19 protein-coding genes are annotated in these 18,279 nt (G+C 71.3%); 10 read left to right on the top strand and 9 right to left on the bottom strand.

Annotated elements, in window-relative coordinates; translation table 11 throughout:
* Positions 1-40 precede the first annotated feature (40 nt).
* The 4 genes from COUCH_RS05185 (at position 41) to COUCH_RS05200 (ending at position 4,413) form a co-directional block, all read left to right on the top strand.
* Positions 41-466 carry a hypothetical protein gene (locus tag COUCH_RS05185; RefSeq protein WP_249610951.1) on the top strand — a complete coding sequence of 142 codons (426 nt, stop codon included), beginning with the start codon at positions 41-43 and terminating at the stop codon, positions 464-466.
* Complete coding sequence (locus COUCH_RS05190) at positions 463-2,001, top strand: hypothetical protein (protein WP_249613965.1); 1,539 nt, start codon at positions 463-465, stop codon at positions 1,999-2,001. Before COUCH_RS05185 ends, COUCH_RS05190 begins: the two co-directional genes overlap by 4 nt.
* 455 nt (positions 2,002-2,456) lie before the next feature.
* Positions 2,457-3,521, top strand: coding sequence for a type VII secretion-associated serine protease mycosin (mycP, locus tag COUCH_RS05195; RefSeq protein WP_249610952.1), 1,065 nt, complete (start codon positions 2,457-2,459; stop codon positions 3,519-3,521).
* 292 nt (positions 3,522-3,813) lie between these two features.
* Positions 3,814-4,413 (top strand): DUF5753 domain-containing protein, encoded by a 600-nt coding sequence (locus COUCH_RS05200; RefSeq protein ID WP_249610953.1) that lies wholly within the window; start codon positions 3,814-3,816, stop codon positions 4,411-4,413.
* Between the two features lie 11 nt (positions 4,414-4,424).
* On the opposite strand, the gene COUCH_RS05205 is transcribed toward COUCH_RS05200, so the two are convergent.
* Positions 4,425-4,661 carry a DUF397 domain-containing protein gene (locus COUCH_RS05205; protein WP_346015969.1) on the bottom strand — a complete coding sequence of 79 codons (237 nt, stop codon included), beginning with the start codon at positions 4,659-4,661 and terminating at the stop codon, positions 4,425-4,427.
* A 238-nt stretch (positions 4,662-4,899) separates the two neighbouring features.
* On the opposite strand from COUCH_RS05205, the gene COUCH_RS05210 reads away from it, so the two are divergent.
* The gene (locus COUCH_RS05210) at positions 4,900-5,814 is read left to right on the top strand and encodes a helix-turn-helix domain-containing protein (protein ID WP_249610954.1); all 915 of its coding nucleotides are present in this window, start codon (positions 4,900-4,902) and stop codon (positions 5,812-5,814) included.
* A 37-nt stretch (positions 5,815-5,851) separates the two neighbouring features.
* Here COUCH_RS05210 and COUCH_RS05215 read toward each other — a convergent pair whose 3' ends face one another.
* The 5 genes from COUCH_RS05215 to COUCH_RS05235 all read right to left on the bottom strand — a co-directional run bounded on the left by COUCH_RS05215 (position 5,852) and on the right by COUCH_RS05235 (position 9,674).
* On the bottom strand, positions 5,852-6,298 hold the full coding sequence (locus COUCH_RS05215; protein WP_249610955.1) for a DUF6232 family protein: 447 nt from the start codon (positions 6,296-6,298) through the stop codon (positions 5,852-5,854).
* Positions 6,299-6,546: 248 nt separating this feature from the next.
* Positions 6,547-7,338: a hypothetical protein gene (locus COUCH_RS05220; RefSeq protein ID WP_249610956.1), complete on the bottom strand. Its 792-nt coding sequence runs from the start codon at positions 7,336-7,338 to the stop codon at positions 6,547-6,549.
* Positions 7,335-7,907 (bottom strand): RNA polymerase sigma factor, encoded by a 573-nt coding sequence (locus COUCH_RS05225; RefSeq protein WP_249610957.1) that lies wholly within the window; start codon positions 7,905-7,907, stop codon positions 7,335-7,337. The genes COUCH_RS05220 and COUCH_RS05225 overlap by 4 nt, the downstream gene beginning before the upstream one ends.
* Positions 7,904-9,049, bottom strand: coding sequence for an acyltransferase family protein (locus COUCH_RS05230; RefSeq protein WP_249610958.1), 1,146 nt, complete (start codon positions 9,047-9,049; stop codon positions 7,904-7,906). The genes COUCH_RS05225 and COUCH_RS05230 overlap by 4 nt, the downstream gene beginning before the upstream one ends.
* Positions 9,050-9,119: 70 nt before the next feature.
* Complete coding sequence (locus tag COUCH_RS05235) at positions 9,120-9,674, bottom strand: DUF2087 domain-containing protein (RefSeq protein WP_249610959.1); 555 nt, start codon at positions 9,672-9,674, stop codon at positions 9,120-9,122.
* Positions 9,675-9,798: 124 nt separating this feature from the next.
* Between COUCH_RS05235 and COUCH_RS05240 the strand changes: the two genes are divergently transcribed.
* Genes COUCH_RS05240 through COUCH_RS05255 form a run of 4 tightly spaced genes read left to right on the top strand, consistent with a single transcriptional unit; the run spans position 9,799 to position 14,170 of the window.
* Positions 9,799-11,829: a M6 family metalloprotease domain-containing protein gene (locus COUCH_RS05240; protein ID WP_249610960.1), complete on the top strand. Its 2,031-nt coding sequence runs from the start codon at positions 9,799-9,801 to the stop codon at positions 11,827-11,829.
* A gap of 60 nt (positions 11,830-11,889) precedes the next feature.
* Complete coding sequence (locus COUCH_RS05245; RefSeq protein WP_249610961.1) at positions 11,890-12,408, top strand: SigE family RNA polymerase sigma factor; 519 nt, start codon at positions 11,890-11,892, stop codon at positions 12,406-12,408.
* Complete coding sequence (locus COUCH_RS05250) at positions 12,405-13,091, top strand: hypothetical protein (protein ID WP_249610962.1); 687 nt, start codon at positions 12,405-12,407, stop codon at positions 13,089-13,091. Before COUCH_RS05245 ends, COUCH_RS05250 begins: the two co-directional genes overlap by 4 nt.
* Positions 13,088-14,170 (top strand): amidoligase family protein, encoded by a 1,083-nt coding sequence (locus COUCH_RS05255; RefSeq protein ID WP_249610963.1) that lies wholly within the window; start codon positions 13,088-13,090, stop codon positions 14,168-14,170. Before COUCH_RS05250 ends, COUCH_RS05255 begins: the two co-directional genes overlap by 4 nt.
* Here COUCH_RS05255 and COUCH_RS05260 read toward each other — a convergent pair.
* The 3 genes from COUCH_RS05260 to COUCH_RS05270 all read right to left on the bottom strand — a co-directional run bounded on the left by COUCH_RS05260 (position 14,160) and on the right by COUCH_RS05270 (position 17,240).
* The gene (locus COUCH_RS05260; RefSeq protein WP_249610964.1) at positions 14,160-14,765 is read right to left on the bottom strand and encodes a class I SAM-dependent methyltransferase; all 606 of its coding nucleotides are present in this window, start codon (positions 14,763-14,765) and stop codon (positions 14,160-14,162) included. The genes COUCH_RS05255 and COUCH_RS05260 overlap by 11 nt on opposite strands.
* The gene (locus tag COUCH_RS05265) at positions 14,762-15,571 is read right to left on the bottom strand and encodes a hypothetical protein (RefSeq protein WP_249610965.1); all 810 of its coding nucleotides are present in this window, start codon (positions 15,569-15,571) and stop codon (positions 14,762-14,764) included. The genes COUCH_RS05260 and COUCH_RS05265 overlap by 4 nt, the downstream gene beginning before the upstream one ends.
* Positions 15,572-15,635: 64 nt before the next feature.
* Positions 15,636-17,240: a serine/threonine protein kinase gene (locus tag COUCH_RS05270; protein ID WP_249610966.1), complete on the bottom strand. Its 1,605-nt coding sequence runs from the start codon at positions 17,238-17,240 to the stop codon at positions 15,636-15,638.
* Between the two features lie 141 nt (positions 17,241-17,381).
* Here COUCH_RS05270 and COUCH_RS05275 point away from each other — a divergent pair, with 141 nt between their 5' ends.
* On the top strand, positions 17,382-18,203 hold the full coding sequence (locus tag COUCH_RS05275) for a pectate lyase (protein ID WP_249610967.1): 822 nt from the start codon (positions 17,382-17,384) through the stop codon (positions 18,201-18,203).
* The last annotated feature ends 76 nt before the right edge of the window (positions 18,204-18,279 follow it).

Genomic DNA, 18,279 nt, shown 5'->3' on the forward strand with positions numbered 1-18,279 from the left:
CGATGCGATGCTGTGACGGCGTGGCAACGGGGAGGTCGTCGTGGGCGAACCAGGGATCAATGTCGAGACCGGCGGACTGAACAAGTTCGCCACTGACGTGCACGTGGACACCGACAGTGTCCTCGGGCCCGCCACCGAGAGGGCGCAGGTTCAGCTCTCCGACGGTGTGCGCTTCGGCGTCAAGAACGCGAGCGGCGCGGTGCACGCGGCCAAGCAGCGCTATGCGCAGAGCCTCGTCGCGTCGACCGAGAACCTGAAGCAGTACGTGGCGGCGGCCAAGCTGCTCGCCGCCGCGGCGCAGAAGGTCGCGGCCGATCTCGACGCGTCGGACGCGCGGGCCGCCAAGTCCACCGGGGTGGCCGAGCAGGCACTGTGGGCGGCCGCCGAGGAGGCCCGCAAGGCCCGGCTCGCCGCGGAGGCCGCCGAGCGCGCATCGCACCACGGCGGACGGGCGGAGGCGGTATGAGCGACGAGGTGCTGAGCAGCAGCTGGTGCACGGCGTGGCAGTCGTACAACACGCCCCGCCTGTGGGCGATGGTCGCCGATGAGGACGACCCTGAGGCGTGGCGGCAGGTCGCGGCGTGGGGCGACATCTCCGGCTCGGTGAAGGACCAGCGGGCCATGCTGGTCAAGGCCAAGGAGGACCTGGTCGCGGCGTGGCCGCCGGAGCAGAACAAGTCGTCCGCGGCGTTCGTCCAGGAGCTGGACACGCTGATCGCCCGCATGGACGCCGCCCGCGCCGACGCCGACGAGACGGCGACCGGCCTGGCGAACATCCTCGAGGCGTTGCGGCAGGCGAAGAACAACATCCAGCCCCTGTACGAGCAGTACAAGGAGAAGAACGACGACATCTGGCCGTCCTGGTGGGACAACGCCGAGGACGAGATCGACGAGAAGGCCCGCACCCACATGATCACGGCGGAGGGCATCGTCCAGGAGAACGTCGCCCGCCTCAAGGTGCCCGACCCGTACGAGCTCAAGCCGCAGGAACCGAAGTTCGAGAAGACCCCGCCCGGCGGCGATCCCCGGCAACCGCACACGTTGAGCGGCTCCGACTCCGGCAGCTCGTCGGATGGGCACTCGCGCTCCAGCGCCCCGGTTTCCGTACCGCACGACCCGCCGCCGCCGATGCCCGGCCACGACGAGACGACCCAGGACGGCGTGACCGGGCCCGGCACGATCCACCCCGGCGGCGGCCCGTCCGGCGGCGGCTCCGGCTCCGTCGCGACCCCGTCCGGCCCCGGCCTGGCCGGAGTCATCACCCCGCCCGGCGTGACACCGGCCGACGCCCTGCCCCCGGGCGGCGGACCGTTCCCGGGCACGGGCGGTGGCGCAAACCCGGTTACCGGCGGCTCCGGTGTCCTCCCGCCCGGCGTGGTCCCCCCGGGTCAGATCGGCTCCGGCGGAGGTGGCGCGGGCGTCTCCGGCGCGGGCCGAGGCGGCATGGGCATTTCCGGCACCGCGCGCGGCGGCGTACGGGTGCCGTCCGGCGCGGGCAGAGCCCTGCCCTCCGGCGCAGTGATCGGTGAGTCGGTCGCGGGCGGTCCCCGCGGCGCCATGGGAGGCGTGGGCGGAGTGTCCGGCCGCGGCGCGGCAAGCGGTCGCGTCGGCGGCCCCGGCGGGATGGCCGGCCGTGGCGGTGCAACCGGCTCCGTCGGCGGCGTCTCCGGCCGCGGCGGTGCCGCAGGTCGCGGTGGCGTCTCCGCCCGCGGTGGAGTGGCAGGTCGCGCGGGTGCCGTCCGAGGCGCAACCGAGCCGGCCCGCCCGCCCCGGCCGTCCTGGCTGCCGGAGGAACCAGCGGGCACCGCCCGCCCCGGCACCGGCCCCATGGGCATGTCCGGCGCAGCCCGCGGCGGTCGCCGCTCGGGCGACGGCAGCCAGCCCGAATTCGACCCGGACAACCCGTGGCAGGTGGCGGAGGGCGTCGACCCGGTCATCGCCCCGTCCACCGAGGAAGCCACCCACGACCCCGGCCCCAACGTCATCGGCTGGCGCGGGTGACCGCATCGACCCACCCGGCGCCCACCCACCGGTGGACCCCGCCACCCGACCACCCCCGCCCCCACGCCCGCGACTCGGCTCTGCCGGACGACGCCCATCACCCCGGGTCGGCTGCGCCCGACGACGTCCGTCGCCTGGGCTCGGCTGTGCCGGACGGCGCTCGTCGCCTGGGCTCGGCTGTGCCGGACGGCGCTCGTCATTTCGGCTCGGCTGTGCCGGACGGCGCTCGTCGCCTCGGCTCGGCTGCGCTGGGCGAGGCTCGTCATCACGGCTCGACCGTGCCTGGCGGCGCCCGCCGGCTTGACCAAGCTGCGTCGGACCGGGCGCGGCCGGCGGGCGTGGGCTGTTCGCGGCCGGCGCCTTCCAGCCCGACGTGGCCGGCGCTGGTGGGCTGGGCCCGCCCGAAGGCCCCCGGCCGGAGGCGGCTGGCCCCTGCGGCACGGCAGGGCGGGGCGGTGCTCGCAGCCCTGCTCATCGTCGCGATCTCGGCCGTTCCCGCACGCGCCGACTCCATCAGGGACAAACAGTGGTACTGGTCCCCGATGAAGGTCTCCGAAGCGCAGAAGATCACCAAGGGCGGCGGCGTCGTCGTCGCTGTCCTGGACACCGGGGTCGACGCCGGCCATCCCGATTTGCGGGGTGCCGTGCTGCCGGGCCGCCAGATCGTGCAGAACAAGCCGGCCGGCAACGACGACAGCGTGGGCCACGGCACCGGCATGGCGGGCATCATCGCCGGCCGTGGCCACGGTTCGGGCGACGGCATCCTCGGCATCGCCCCGCAGGCCAAGATCCTGCCGATCCGCCCGGTCAACGACACTTTCTTCGTCGCCCAGGGAATCCGCTGGGCCGTCGACCACGGCGCCAAGGTCATCACCCTCGCCTTCCAGATCGACCCCTCCGAGAACCTCCAGTCCGCGCTCAAGGAAGCCGCAGCCGCCGACGTCGTTCTCGTCGGCGCCGCCGGCAACGAGGCCGACAAGGGCAACGACCTCGAGTACCCGGGCGCGTACCCCCAGGTCCTGACGGTCGGAGCCGTCGACCGCCGCAACAAGGTCGCCGCCTTCTCCAACCACGGCCCCCAGGTCGACCTGGCCGCCCCCGGCGTCGACATCACCGTCCCGGCCCCGGGCAACACGTACGCCGAGGTCGAAGGCAGCAGCGTCTCAGCCGCCCTGGTAGCCGGCGCGGCCGCCCTGATCCGAGCCGAACACCCCGACCTCACGGCCGCCCAGGTCGTGAACCGCCTGACCAGCACGGCAATCGACCGCGGCACCAAAGGCCGCGACGACTACTACGGCGCGGGCCAACTCGACCTGATGGCGGCCCTGACCGCACCCGAACCGAAAGCCGGCAGCGCAGCCCCGGCGACGACGGAACCACCGGCGGCGGCCCCGCCCACGGGCCCCGTCAGCGACGACGACGAAGGCATCCCGCCACTGGTGATCGTGGCGGCCGGAGTGGTCCTCCTGGCAGCCGCAACGCTGGCAGTCTTCCTCCTCGCTCGCCGCCGAGCCCGGTGACCTTGCACTACCTCGGCACAAGAGCTCGGTGCTCGTGACGCCAATCGTGGGCGACCATGCACTGAACCGTTCGGGTACGCCCGTTCAGAGGGTGAGCTTCGGCCGCATGGCCGTCACCTCCCCGTCCACCGGGGCATAGTCCGCAACTCTGCACTGTGCACCTCGCGAGACGGCCAATCCGCCATTGGCGGCCCCCACCGCTCTGTGTAAGGTGCACTTCGCCGTAGGAAGTCTGCGTTGCGCAGATTGCGGACGGCACTCTGGCTAATCTTGCTATATGGAGAGCTTGACGATGACGAAGATGTTCGACGTCCGCACTTCGGAGCCGTTCCACCGGCTCCTCGATACGGAGAAGACGGCCGAAAGCATCTTCTACAACTCGCCTCTCCACATCCCCGGGCTGCTTCAGGAGCCCTCGTACGCCCAAGAGATGATCTGCGGCATCTCTGGTCTCGCCCCGGCGGACCCAGAGGCGATCGAGCGCGTGCGGGTCCGCAACGAGCGGCACGCCCATCTCCTCCAGCGGCTGGAGCTGGGGGACGCGCCGCGGCTACAGGTCGTTCTTGACGAATCCGTGCTGCGGCGCGGGCCGGTGGGCTCGACCACGAAGCGCCGGCAGATCGAGCACCTGATCGAAGTCTCGCGCCGGCCCACGGTCCGCGTCGGCGTGATGCCGCTGGAGCACGGCCCGCATCCCGGGTTGGCCGGGTCTTTCGAGCTGCACGACTCGGCGAATGGCAGCCTCGTCTTTTTCGAAGGGGCCGAGGGCGACCGGATCCTGGACGACGTCGATCGCGTCGCGATGTACCGGGAGCTTGCCAACTCGTTGATGGACATCGCTGTGTCGGGCGAGCAGGCGCGCGCGCTGATGTCCAAGCTCCTCGGTGGGTGATCCGGCGCTCGTCAATCGGCTGGAAGGCCGCCTGCCTTCAGGTCCGCAATGAGTGCGCGGAATGTATCGACGTCGAAACTCAGAACGGGTCCCGAGCGATCTTTTGAGTCTCGCATGAGTACCCGATCGTCTTCCCGCTTGATCTCCACGCAGTTTCCGCCACTGCTTTTGGAGCTTTTGTGCCATCCAGGCTGCGTCTGGTCGTGCACTGTGCCTCCTGCGAACGGCCCACGAGGCCGAAAGGCCACGTCATATGGGCGGCATATCGGCGTAGCTGAACGCCTCAAGCTGCGCCGGCGGCAGGGCTACACCGTCGGAGCCAACCGATCACCCAGCGTACCGGATATTCGTTGTCTTGGATCCGCCGATCGGATCTCGCTGGAGCCCGGTCCGCAGGGACATGACCGGTCATCGATGATGCGGTAGGCTTTCGCGGGTGGGTGCCAGCCACCTGCCTTTTGCAGATTGCTGATGACGGCAGGGGGGATGGGCGTGCCGGACGCATCGGACAGCTCCGTCATGCCGGCCACAGTCGGTCCGAAGATCGCCAAAGTGAACGTGGCTCAGCGGTTGAAGACGCTGCGTGAGGAAGCTGACCTGAGCGTCAGTTCCGTGGCCGGGGCCATGGAATGGTCCGTCTCGAAGCTGACCCGAATCGAAAAGGGTGAAGTGTCAATTCAGCCCTTGGAAGTTCGCGCTCTGCTGGACCATTATGCCGTGACTGATGCCAATCTTCACGCGGAACTGTCACGGCTTGCGCGAACCTCCAGATCGCGGCAGTGGTACAGCCGGCACCGGCTTACCGGCGACTACGCCGATTTCGTGGCTTACGAGAACGAGGCCTCCGTCATTCAAGCCTGGCAGATGCTGTTTGTTCCCGGGCTTTTGCAGACGGGCGATTATGCTCGCGCGGTGACCGCGCGCACACTGCGGGCTGATCCGAACGACGAGCAGGTGCGGGCGCGAGTCGAGCTGCGGCTGGATCGGCAGAAAGCTCTGTCCGAGCGTATGGACGGACCGAAGCCTCCCCGGGTGGTGGCGATCCTCGACGAGTCGGTGCTCCGGCGCCCGATCGGTGGGAGGGCCGTCATGGCGCGCCAGCTCGAACACCTCCTCGAGCTGGCCCAGGATGCCACCAAGTTCACTTTCGGCGTCGCGCCGCTCGATCTCGAGCACCACTCGGGCCTCGGCGGATCATTCGAACTTCTCAAGTTCTTCGACAAAAGCCATGCCGATGTGCTGTTTGTCGAAGGCGCCGCGGGACGCGACTTCCTGCTCGCCGACAAGGGCTCGACCGATCGGCACAACGCCCTCTTTCAGGATCTGCTCGACTATGGTCGGACGGGGGACCGGGCTCTGCAGATGATGCGGTCGATCCGCGACGGGATGCGGGCCGGCTAGAGCGGTCGAGCAGGTGGTGCAGGGCGAGTGCGCGTCCTCACGGTCGCGGTGGGCGGTTGGCTTCCAGGGCGCGGACGACCGCTCGGTGCACCTGCCCGAAGACGCGGTGGTTGTCGGTGGAAAACAGCACGACAAGGCGTCCCTCGTACAGCGCGGTCAGTTCCATCCATCGCGGGTTGCGGCGGTTGTCGACCAGAATCGCTCCGGCCATGCCGCTGCCTGCGACGACGCCGGCTGTGCAGAGCAGCGCCTCAGCCGAGCCGTACAGTGCGGCGATGGTTATGGCGAGCAGGAGTTCCATGGCCCCGCAGTACAGCGCCACGATCAGGCCCGGGTAGGCGTAGATCTGCTGGGGGTCCAGGATCGTCAGCCGGCGTACCGGGTAGCGGGCTGAGGGGGTCTCTATGGAGACGTCCGTGACCACGATGTCCGGGCCGGGGTAGAAGATCCGGTGGTTCGATGAGGTGACTGATTCCGCAGACATGGCGAACCTCCTGAAGCCATCGTCAGTCGTGAGCCAGCCGTCAGCAAGCTTCACTCATGACTAGGCGGTTCGCGCATCGCAGTCTGCAGAACGCAGATTAGAAGATTTGGCTTGTTCGCTCTGTTTGCCCTGTCTAGTTCGAGCGCAATGGGCGATTCATCCGTTCCCGCACTGAACGAACGCTTAGGTGATTCCTGAGAGGAAGCGGCGCTGACACGATGTCCGGCGCCGCCGTCCGCTTCGTCAGATCACTTGAGCCGGGGCTCGTCGTACAGGTCGCTGGCGAGCAGGCCGTCCACCGTCCTGCCGTGGCTCAGCCGCAACGCCAGCTCGGTGCCCTCGCTCTGTGGCCCGTCCGGCTCCGGGTACCAGGCCAGGAAGAACCCGTCCTTCACCGTCGCGTGCACCGCCGGGCTCTTCGGCACCGTGATGGTGACTCCGGTGACCTCCGAGCCGAGGTGCCCGGCGATCAGCCGGCAATAGCCTTCCTCAGTGCGCAGCTGGCCGTACGCCTGCAGTTCGACGCCCTCGCGCCCGAGCTGCGCGTCGGTGACCGGGGCCGCGAAGATGCTGGCGCCGCGGACCGTGCCGTCGTGGTCGCGGAAGCAGGTGGCGGTCCAGGTTTTCGTGGTGATGCTGAGGTACGCGTACGCGCCGCGCTGTTCGCCGAGGACGAGGCGGGGATTGCGGGCCTCCTCCGCGGTGGCCGGTGCACCGACGTCCGGTACGCAGCGGTCGACGATGGTGGCCGCCTGGGTTGCGGGCAGGGGCCGGGCGTCGGGGGTCCAGCTGGCGTACGCACGGTCCGCGCCGAGGTTCGGCAGGGTCAGTGCGGCGGCGCTGACGGCCAGGGCCGCCGCGGCGACCGTGATCAGTCGGCGGCGTGCGGTGCGGCGCGCCCCGGTCAATGCGGGGGCTGCGTCGGGGGTGGAGGCGACGATGCGGTCGAGGAGCGCCTGGGCGGGCGCTTGTCCGACGCGGGCGGGCACCGGTTCGGCGGCGGCGCGCAGGGCCTGGTCGAGGTCGAGGTGGCGGCTCATAACGAGGCTCCCGTCTCGGAGATCGGGGTGGAGGTGGGGTGGCGGTGGCCGACGGTGGCTTCGTGCTGCTGCAGGTGTCGCCGCAGGCGGCGGCGGGCCCGCAGGAGCCGGACGCTGAACGCGGGCCGGGAGATGCCGAGGACCCGGGCGGCCTGCGCGCCGGTCAGGTTCTCGAAGACCGTCAGGGTGAGCGCCTGCTGGTCGTCCGGGCTCAGGTGCTGCCAGGCGCGGACCAGGTCGACGCGGGCTGCCACGCCGTCGGCCTCCGCGGCGGTGGCGGTGTCGTCCGGCTCGCGCAGGATCCGCAGCGCGAGGCTGCGTTGCCGCTGGTCGCTGCGCTGGCGGTTGCGCAGGGTGTGCTGGGCGGTGACGAAGAGCCAGGCGCGGGCGCCGTCGAGCGTCTCGGGTACGTCGGCGAAGCGGCGCCAGGCGGTGAGGAACACCTCCGCGACCACGTCGTCGGCGATCGCCAGGTGGGTGCGGCGCTCGACGAAGCAGACCAGGTCGTCGTACGTGGCCTGGAACAGGGCGCGGAAGGCGGTCTCGGCATCCGCCGTGGGTTGGCTCACGACCTCACATGTTCGGCAGGGGCTCGGGTGCTACCGACTTTTTTCTGCGACGGGTTCGCGAGGGTAGCAAGCACCGGCGCGAGCGGCCGTTCCACGAACCGGTGCACCAGCCAGGCGACCGTCAGCAGGACGGCGACCGCACCCGTGATCAGGACCGGGGCGGGCAGGCCGGTGTGGGCGTACGCGGTGCGGATCAGGCTGTATCCGATGCGCTGGTGCAGCAGGTAGAACGGGTACGTGAGCGCGCCGGCGGTGGCGAGCCAGCGCCAGGTGAGGCGGTCGGTGTATCCGAGGGCTATGGCCAGCAGCACCCCGTACGCGATGGTCAGCAGGAGGTAGGCCGGCCAGGCCGGGACCGCGAAGCCGGGTTTGAGGTCGAGGACGCGCACGTGGACCCGTTGCAGGCTGACCAGCCAGCAGCCGGCCAGCAGCAGGCCGAGGCGGCGGTCGGGGCCGAAGCGGCGCATCAGCGACATGGTCACGCCGGCGATGAAGTACGGCGCGAAGTCCGGCATCACCAGGTCGGTCACCAGCGAGCGCGGATGGGCGGGGATGACGACGGCGGCGACGAGCCACCAGGTGGCGAACGTGGCGACGCGCTTGCGGGACAGCCCGGCGCCGACGAGGCAGGCGAACAGCAGGTAGAACCGGATCTCGCACCAGAGCGTCCAGTACACGGTGTCGACCAGGGGCGTGTTGAGCGGCTCGGCGAGCATGGTGAGGTTGATGAGGACGTCACCGATGGACGGCTGCCCGCTCACGGGTACCCCGTAGGTCACCGGCAGCGCGGTCACCACGGCGGCGGTGAGCAGTACGCCGACCCAGAACGCCGGGTAGAGGCGTACGGCGCGGGAGACGGCGAAGCTTCGCACGGTCCGGCCCCACCCGCTGGTGGCGATGACGAAGCCGCTGATCAGGAAGAACACCTCGACGCCGAGGAACCCGTAGATCAGCACCGGCGCCACGTCCGGCAGGAAGTGCTTCGGTGGCCGTACGCCGTCCAGCCGCCACGAGTCGCCGAAGTGGTAGCCGGCCACGCCCAGCGCGCAGATCAGCCGCAGGCCGTCCAGGGCGTACATGCGCCCGGTCCGGGCCGGGGCTGCCGGTCGGGCGGCCGTGCGGGTGTCGGTAACCGTGGTCATCGCCGCCTCCTGCAGGTGCCGGATGCGGGGGTCGCATCCGGGACCTACATGTGCGGCACCGGGGTGATCGTTACAGCCGGGAGCGGCCGGGCCCGTAGGTGGTGCCCGCTCGGTCGCGTTCGAGCCAGCCGGTGTCGACGAGCATCCGGCGTACGGCCGCCACGTCGTCGGTGACCTCGGCCAGCCGCTTGTTGATCTCGTCCTCGTCGTACAGGCCGTCGAGGGCGAGGAACCGGGACAGCAGCTCGCCGAGGAGTTCGTACCGGTCGCTCAGCGTCGGCGGCATGCTGGTCAGCCGGCCGTGCGAGAAGTTGCCGCGGAGCTGCGGATATTCGCCGAGCAGAGCGGCGATGGGCTGCGCCCGCTCGACCGCGGCGGCCGCCTCGCGCAGACCCTCGAGCCGGGCCCGGTAGAACCCGTTGCCCGAGCCGACGGCCACCCCCAGCGCAACGAGCCGGGCGCACGCGTCCCCGACCTTGGGCAGCGGCAGGTCCAGCCGGTAGCTCAGCTCGCCGAGGCTGGCGCCGTTCCCGCCGCAGCGGACCAGCTCGGCCAGGGCCAGCAGCCGGGTCTCGCCGGAGAGCTGGGTGAGGACGTCGGCGGCGCGGGCGGCTTCCAGAGACATCCCGTCACCGTACGAACGCCGCCCCGGGTGCGCACCCCATTTCGGTGGCGCCCGGCCCGATTGATCCGGGTCACTCGGCATGCCAGGATCGATCGACTGTCCTCTATCGATGGGTGGCGCGGCGATGACGGTACGGCGTTCGGCCTCGATGATCTGCGCAATGCTGCTGGCGGTGACCGGAGCCGTGGCGACCCCGGCGCAGGCGGCTCCCGCCCCGCCCGGGCCGGACACTCCGTGGCGGATGCGCCATTGGCCGCAGACGCAGCCCTGGCAGCGCGACCAGCCCGCGCCCGGAAGAGGCGCGATGCAGCCGGTCGACCCGCAGAACTACGAGCTGCCGGACACCATGACCTGGGACGACTACCGGCCGGTTCCGCGTACGGACTGGGCTGATCCCGCAACCCCCGGCTCGGTCCGCAACTTCCAGGGCGCGCTGGTGCTCGTCGACTTCCCGAACCAGCCGTTCGTCGTGACGCAGCCGGCGAACTCCACCATCTACGGCAACCCGTTCTCCGTGCACGACCTGGCGCGTTCCGACGTACCCGGCTTCTATCGCGACTTCCTGAACCGGCCCGGCGAGCTGAACCGGGGCCACACCATCCACGAATACTGGATGGAGGATTCCGGCGGCCGCTACGGCATCGAGCTGAGCGCTTTCGGGGTCTATCAAATGCCGTCCAAGGGCCACGAGTACGGCATCGAGAACTCGATGCAGCGCGGTCGCGGCTGCCCCGCCGGGGACACCTGTGGCCGGGATCTGCGCACCGATGCGCGGGCCGCCTGGATCGCGGACGTCGGCGAGCCCGTGGCCGACCGGTACGACTTCGTCTTCTTCCTCGCCGCGGGGCAGGACGAGTCGTCCACGTGGCAGGAATTCGGGGAGATGAAGTTCCCCGGCAAGGACGCGGTGAGCGACGCGTTCGGGCCGCCGGACGATGCGCTGCCCAATTGGAACGCGACCCGGTACGTCGACTGGACGTCGTGGCAGGCCTCGTCGAACATCTGGCCCAACGCCGCCAACGGGAGCTCGCTGCAGGCCGAGAGCTCGGGCATGTCGACGTACGCACACGAGTTCAGCCACATCCTCGGCGTCGGCGACAACTACAACAATCCGTACTCCGTCCCGCCGCGCCGCGATTACAGCGGGCCGTGGGAAATGCTCAGCCGGGGCACGTTCAACGGGCCCGGCGGTCCGCACAGCCGGTGGCTCATTCCCGCGACTGCCGGGGCGTCCATGGGCGCCCAGCACATGCTGCGCAACAAACTGAAGCTCGGCATCGTCGATGACGCGTCCGTGCTGCGCCTTTCCCGCAGCGCGCTGGCCGCGTCCGGGGTCGTGGTCACCCGGGTGACAGCCCGCGAGGTCGAGCCGGGGAAGCGCGGCATCTCCGGCATCAACGTGACCCTGGACGGCGGGGACGCGAGCCCGGCCTGCGACGCCGCGACCGATCCGTACTGCGACGGCGGCGGGTACGACAACTACACGCTCGAGGTGGTCGACCGGATGGGCTTCGACTCGTTCACGCCCGATTCCGGCGTGCTGCTGGCGAAGACCAAGAACGAGGACGCCGCACCGTTCATCTGGACCATCGACGCCAACCCGCAGGACATCGACAAGGTGGATTTCGTACGGCCGGACGGCACCCCGCAGAAGATGACCGTCGGCGATTACCGGCAGCTGTCCGACGCCCTGTTCCACGCCGGCACCGATTCGGGCAGCGAGGACGAGTACGCCGACACCGCGAACCGGCTCCACTTCTACGTGCTCGATCCGCACCGGGACGCGTCCGGCGTGCTCTCGTACACGGTGGCCGTACGGTCGCTGGACGGCGCGGGCCCGCAGCCCCGCGGCGTCGCGGTCGCACCCACCGCGGCCGTCGTGCCGTCCTCGGGCTGGGCGCGGTGCCGTGTGCCGGTCCGCAACACCGGCGGCGCGGCCACCGACGTGTACCGCGTCTCCGCCGCGCCGGCCGCCGGCTGGACGGCCTGGCTGCCGAAGGAGATCACCGAGGTGTCGGCCGGGCGGACCAAGGCCGTGGATGTGTACGTCGAACGGGACGGCGCGGGACGTCGGGGCACGAAGGTCCCGGTCACCGTCACGTCGGAGAGTGACCCGGCCGTGACCGCCACCGCCGCCTGCCGCATCCTGGGGTAGTGGCCGAAAAAATCTGATCTCGAGTGCACACCCGGGGGCCCGGCGCACGTCCTACTGGGTGTGACCTTCGAGCAGTTCGCGGTGGCCCGGCTCCCGAGCCTGCTGCGGTACGCGGTCGTCCTCACCGGCGACCGCGACCTCGCGCAGGACGTCGTCCAGGAGGTTCTGGCGAGGGCCCAGGTGAAATGGCGGCGGATCAGCGATGCCGACTCACCCGAGGCGTACGTGCGCCGGATGGTGCTCAACGAGTACCTGTCCTGGCGGCGTAGCTGGGCGGTGCGCAACGTGCACGCGGTGGGGGAACGGCTCGTCGACATCGACGACGCGCGGGGCGGGGTGAACGACCCGGCCCAGGGTGTCGTGGAGGCCGACGCGCTGTGGAACCGGCTGGCCACGCTGGGCCGCAAGCAGCGGGCGGTGCTGGTGCTGCGGTACTACGAGCAGCTGGACGACGAGGCGATCGCCGACCTGGTCGGCTGTTCGCCGGCGACCGTCCGCAGCCATGCCTCGAGGGCGCTGAAGACGCTCCGGCTGTCGCCGGAGTTCGCGCACAGGATTCACGCCAAGGAGGCGTCGTGATCGACAATGAGGACCGGCTTCGCGAAGCCTTCGAGAGCCACGAGCACCTGGCTCCCGACGCGGAGCAGGTGTACGCCCGCGTGCAGGAGCTGTCCCGGTCCTACCTGTGGCGCCGTCGAGGCCTGCAGGTCGCCGGTGGCACCGTGCTCGGCGCCGGGCTGGTCGCCGGGGTGCTGAACCTGCCGTCGATCCTGCCCGCCGGCCCGGGCGGCAACGACGGGGCCATGGTGGCGCCGGCCGCCGCGCCGGTCACGCCGTCGCCGTCCCCGTCGCTCGCGCCGCGCAAGCCGGAGGCGCCGACCGCGCCGAACCCGATGGAGAAGAACCGCAAGCAGTACGACGCCTACTTCAACGCCGGCTACGACTATGACGACGCCGTGAAGCTGGCCAAGAAATGGAAGTTGAAGTCGGACGACGACCACATCGATGCCGTGAAGGTGCGCGCCGGGCAGTGGCTGCTCGACGGCAAGAAGCTGCCGGTCCGGCCCAGCAACAACCCGGACTCCGCGGACGTCACCACCCCGAAGGAAGAGCAGCAGGTCAACGCGTTCTTCCGCGCGGGTTACGACTACGACGACGCCGCGCGGCTGGCCAAGATGTGGAAGAAGGCCACGCCGTACGAGGCGAAGATCGCGGGCGGGAAGAAGATCCTGGCCGGGGAGAGCCTGCCGTTCCAGCCGTGACCCCCCGTCTGCTCCGGCGTACCGGATTCGAGATCGAGCTGATGGCCCCGCCGGGCCTCAGCCGGCGCACCCTGGCCGTGGACCTGGCCGCCCGCTGCGGCGGCCGGGTCCACCCGGTGTGGCATCACGACAGCGAACCGTCCCTGGTCCCGGGCCTGGGCCGGTTCCTGCACCTCACCCAGGGTTTCGAGGTACGCCGGGCGGACGGCTCGCTGCTGTGCACGCTGGTCGACGACGTGACGCTGCTCGCCGACCTCGACCCGCGGGCTCCCGCGGCGCCCGGCTGGTTCCGCATCCTCACCGACGACCGGCGGTTGCTGCACCTGCTCGCCGCGCACAGCGATCCCGGCGGCACGCTGGGGGCCGCGCTCGACGGGGCGGCGCAGCTGTGGGGCACGAAGGTGCAACGGCACGACGACGACGTGTACGTGCTCGAGGACCCGGGCGGGGCGACGATCGCCCTGGCCGCGCGGCAGGGCGCGGGGCGGGAACGGCCGTGCGAGATTGTGACGCCGCCGCTCACCCGCGACCACGGCGCGGCGCTGGAGGAGCTCCTCGGCCCCGCCCGTGAGCTGGGCTTCACCGTGCCGCGCGAGGCGGCCGTGCACCTGCACCTCGACGGGGCGCCCTTCCGCGAGGCGGACGCGCTGGCCAACGTCGTACGGCTCTTCGCGTTCTGGCGTGAGCCGCTGCGTACCCTGCTGCAGACCAACCCGGCGTGCCGCCGGCTCGCGCCGCTGCCGGAGCCGCTCGTCGAGGCGGTGCGCGGCGTCCCCTCGTACGAGGATCTGCAGAAGGCGGCCGCCGAGGGCGAGCTGACGAAGTTCTACGACGTCAACCTCACCCAGCTGCTCACCGACACCCCGCGACGCGACACCGTCGAGATCCGCATCCTGCCGGGCGCCGTCGAGACCGCCGACGTCCTGCACCGTGCGGCGCTGGTGGAGCTGCTGCTCGACCGCTGCCTGCAGCCCGAGCCGTTCCCCGAGGCGCCGGCGGATCCGCAGGTCGCCCTGGAGGCGCTGCTCCAGGTGGCGGCCGGCGTGCTCGCCGACCGCTCGGAGACCGTCAGCCCCTGACGCGGAAGACGTCCAGGACGAACCACTCGTCCTCGTGGCGGACGAGGCGGTCCAGCTCCGGTCGCCCGGCCAGCGCCTGGTGCACGTTGAAGCCGTCGTAGTTGCCGCCGTCCTGCCGGTCCCGGAAGTGCACCGCGACCAGGTCGCCGCCCGGCTCGAGCCGCTGGATCAGCCCGTCGAGCAGGGCCGTCAGGTCGTCGCCGGACAGGTAGTAGAGCAGGTCGCCGATCACGACCAGGTCGAACGTGTCCTCGGGCAGGTCCGCGGGCAGCATCGCGGTCGCCACCCGTACGTTCGCCAGGTCGTGGTTCACCTCGGCGGCCTGCTGCACCGCCGATTCGACGCAGTCGACCGCCAGCACCTCGTCGCAGCGCTCGGCGAGCATCCGGGTGAGCAAACCGATCGAGCAGCCCGGCTCGTAGCAGCGCCGGTACCGCTCGCGGGGCAGGCTCGCCATGGTGACCGCGTACTTGCGCTGGTCGTGCCACTTCGTCGCGACGTCCCAGGGGTCGTCCTTGGCGAGGTACAGGTTGACGAAGTGGTCCTCGGAGATCGACGCCTGGGGCGGCTGGGCATCACCCTGTGCTCGTGTCACCCGGTGATTCTGCCGCAGCCCCGTCCGGTGGGGTGCACGTAGGTGCGCAAGGGCAGCCGGTGCCGGGCCGACGCGGCCAGCTCGACCGTGTGGCCGTGCCGGGCGGCGATGTCGCGTACGTCGTCCACGTGCAGTGACCCGTGGCGTTCCACCGTCAGGACGCCCGGCGCGCCATGGAAGGACGCGAGCGTCACCGACATCGGCAGGTGCCGGGGGTGCAGAGCGCGGGCGGCCTGCTCGTCGGCATGGGCGAGCACGGTGAAGTCGTCCAGGTGGGCGAAGTCGGCGGCGATCCCGACGGCCGTCCAGTGCGCCGGCTCCTCGTCGCGGCCGGTGAGGTGCCGGGAGCGGTTGGCCGACGTGATGTACAGGTGGTCCGTGCCCAGCTCGTCCATCGCCTCGGCGAAGAAGGCGTTGGACGGGCAGCGGGTGCCGGGGACGACGACCTGCGAAGTGGCCGCCTGGGTCAGGTGCGGCGGCAACGTGCCGGCCGCGGGACCCCGGAAGCCGATCGGGCCCAGCGCGGTCAGCTCGGCCATCAGCGCGTGCAGGGCCGCGGTGTCGGCGCCGGGCGGCAGGCGCTGCCAGTCGAACATCAGGCTCAGCCGTTCCGGCGTCGTGGTGACGCTGCCGACCTGGTCGGCGGGGCGGCCCTTGGCGTGGTTCACCCGCCGCAGCGAGTCCGGCGAGGGCTCGGCCACGAGGGCGTAGAAGTTGCCGAAGGCGGTGGCGATCATGGCGCCCGCGGCGATCCGGCGGGCTGCCTCGGCGCGGTCGCCGGGGCGGTCGATACGCAGGTGTCTCACCGGTGGTCACCGTACGGGCCGGGGCCCCGGAGCCGCCGGTGTGCCGCTCAGCCGAACGGGCAGTTCAGCGCGGCAGCCGCCAGCGCTGGCTCGCCTTGCCGGTGCAGGGCAGGATCGCGAGCGCCGGGCCGCCCCCGGACTTCGGCAGGATGCTGAGGCACCGGCCCGAGCCGGCGTTGTAGAGCGCGCCGTCGGTCTGCGGCACCCACAGCTGACCACCGCCGAAGTTGCAGTCCCACAGCTGGATGCGGTAGTCGATGTCGGCGCCCGCATTCCCGCCGATGTCGAGGCATTTCGTCGCGGTGGCCGGCATGAGCGCGCCCTCGCGGGTGAACGTCCAGCGCTGCGCCTTGGTGCCGGTGCACTTCGCGGCGCTGAGCTTGACGCCGTTGGCGGCTTCGGCGGGCGTCTGGATGCAGCGGCCGTCGACGCTGGTCACCGTGGTGACGGGCGGGACGGTGCTCGGCTTCGGCGAAGGACTCGGCTTGCTGCGGGTGGTCTTGACGGGTACGGGCGCCTTGCTGGTCGGCCGCTTCGACGGGGACTTGCGCACGGACGGCCGTACGGACGGGGTGGCGGAGGGCACCGGTGAGGCCTGCGCGACGGGGGCGGCCGGCGCGTCCTCGGCGTTCGCGGTGAACTTGACCGCCGCGCCCACGCCACCGGCGAACAGCAGCGTGGCGGCCGCGACCGCGCCCAGCGCCAGCCCCACCCGCTTGCCCCGCCGCCGTGCCGTGACGGTCGCCGGCGGTGGGGTGTCCACCGGCGCAACCGGGCCGGACAGGCTCGAGCGGTCGGCTGCCGCGGAGGTGCCGGACCAGCTCACCGGCGGCGGCATGGCGGCCGCGTGCGGATCGGTGTCGCCGAGCCGGGGGTGGTGGCAGCGGCTGACGATCTGCTCGGGCGTCGGGCGCCGCTCCGGGTCACCGGCCACACAGGACCGGATGAGCCCGGCGAGGCGCGCGTCGACGCCGTCGAGGTCGATCTCCTCGCGCAGCAGGCGCTGGCAGATGGCCTGGGCGCTGCCGGCGCCGTACGGGCGGCGCCCGGTGGCCGCGTGCGCGACGGTGGCCCCGAGCGCGAACACGTCCGCGGCGGGCGAGAGCCGGTCGTCGGTGAGCAGCTCGGGAGCGATGTACCCGGGGGTGCCGACGATGATGCCGCTCTGCGTGAGGCCGGTGTCGGTGGGGTCCCGGGCCAGCCCGAAGTCGATGAGCTGCGGGCCGGTCGTGGACAGGATGACGTTCTGCGGCTTGAGGTCGCGGTGGCAGATGCCGTGCCCGTGGATCTCCGCGAGCCCCTCGGCCAGGCTCGCCATCAGCCGCAGGCACTCGCCGGTGGTCATCGGGCCCTCGGCCTCGACCGCGTCGGCGAGCGTGGCGCCGGGGATGAACTCGGTGGCCATCCAGTACGGCGGGTCGGTCAGCTCGCAGTCGATCAGCGTCGCCGTGTACGCGCTGCGCATCTTCCGTAGCGTCTCGGCCTCCCGCCGGAACCGTACGAGCGTGTCGGGGTGGGTCAGCAGCAACGGGTCGAGCATCTTCACGGCGGCCAGGCGGCCACCGGGCGAGCGCCCGAGATAGACCGTGCCCATGCCGCCGGTGCCCAGCCGGCCCTCGAGCTCGTACCGCCCGGCTCGGTGGGGATCGGCGGGCAGGAGGGGATCCACGGGTTCGAAGGGTACTGCAAGGTCAGCGTGCGGCAGGGCAGCGTCGGTGCCCTGTCGCACTGACTTTCCTCGATGCCGCGGGCAACCTCTCCGGCGGTACGGCCCACCTGTTCATGTCCCACCACGATCGGGAGGCAGACGATGACCGTACGAACCGTCCGGCCGGGCCGCCGGCGACGTGCCGCGGTGTTCACCGGTTTCGCCGCGGTGCTCGTCGCGGCCGCGGGGATCACGACGTCGGCGTTCGCGGGTACGCCCACCGCGGCGCCGGCACCGCAGCCGGCCGCGAAGACCCTGGCCACGTCCTGGCCGACCCCCGTACGCACCGAGACGCTCACCGCCACCCGGAAGATCAGCGGCAGCTTCGACGGCGGCAACGTCCGGTTCGTCGGCGGTGGCGCGCTCGGCGACGGGGGTCAGGACGAGGGCCAGGACCCGCTGTTCCAGCTCGCCGACGGCGCCACGCTGGCCAACGTGATCATCGGCAGCCCGGCGGCCGACGGCGTGCACTGCTCCGGCACCTGCACGCTGCGCAACGTGTGGTGGCAGGACGTGGGCGAGGACGCCGCGACCTTCAAGGGCACCTCGGCCGCTCAGACCATGACGATCGTCGGCGGCGGGGCGATGCACGCGGCCGACAAGGTGTTCCAGCACAACGGCCCGGGCACCACGGTGATCCGCGACTTCCAGGCGGCCGACATCGGCAAGCTCTACCGCTCGTGCGGCAACTGCAGCAAGCAGTTCGCGCGCCACGTGCAGATCTCGAACGTGACGGTCACCGTACCCCTGAAGATCCTGGCCGGGATCAACCCGAACTTCGGCGACACGGCGACCATCTCGGGCGTGACGCTGGTCGGCGACGCGAGCAGGTCGGCGCTGTGCGGGCTGTTCCAGGGCGTGACCAGCGGCGAGCCGAAGCTGATCAGCACCACCCCCGACGGGGTGTCCTGCAAGGTCAGCTGAGCCGCGGCCGGAGCACCTCCGCGCACCACTGACGCAACGTCGTGGGGGTGCTCCGTGTTCGCCGCTGCCGGGCTCG

The organism is Couchioplanes caeruleus (assembly GCF_023499255.1).
In the GTDB taxonomy this organism is placed as follows: Bacteria; Actinomycetota; Actinomycetes; order Mycobacteriales; family Micromonosporaceae; genus Actinoplanes; species Actinoplanes caeruleus_A.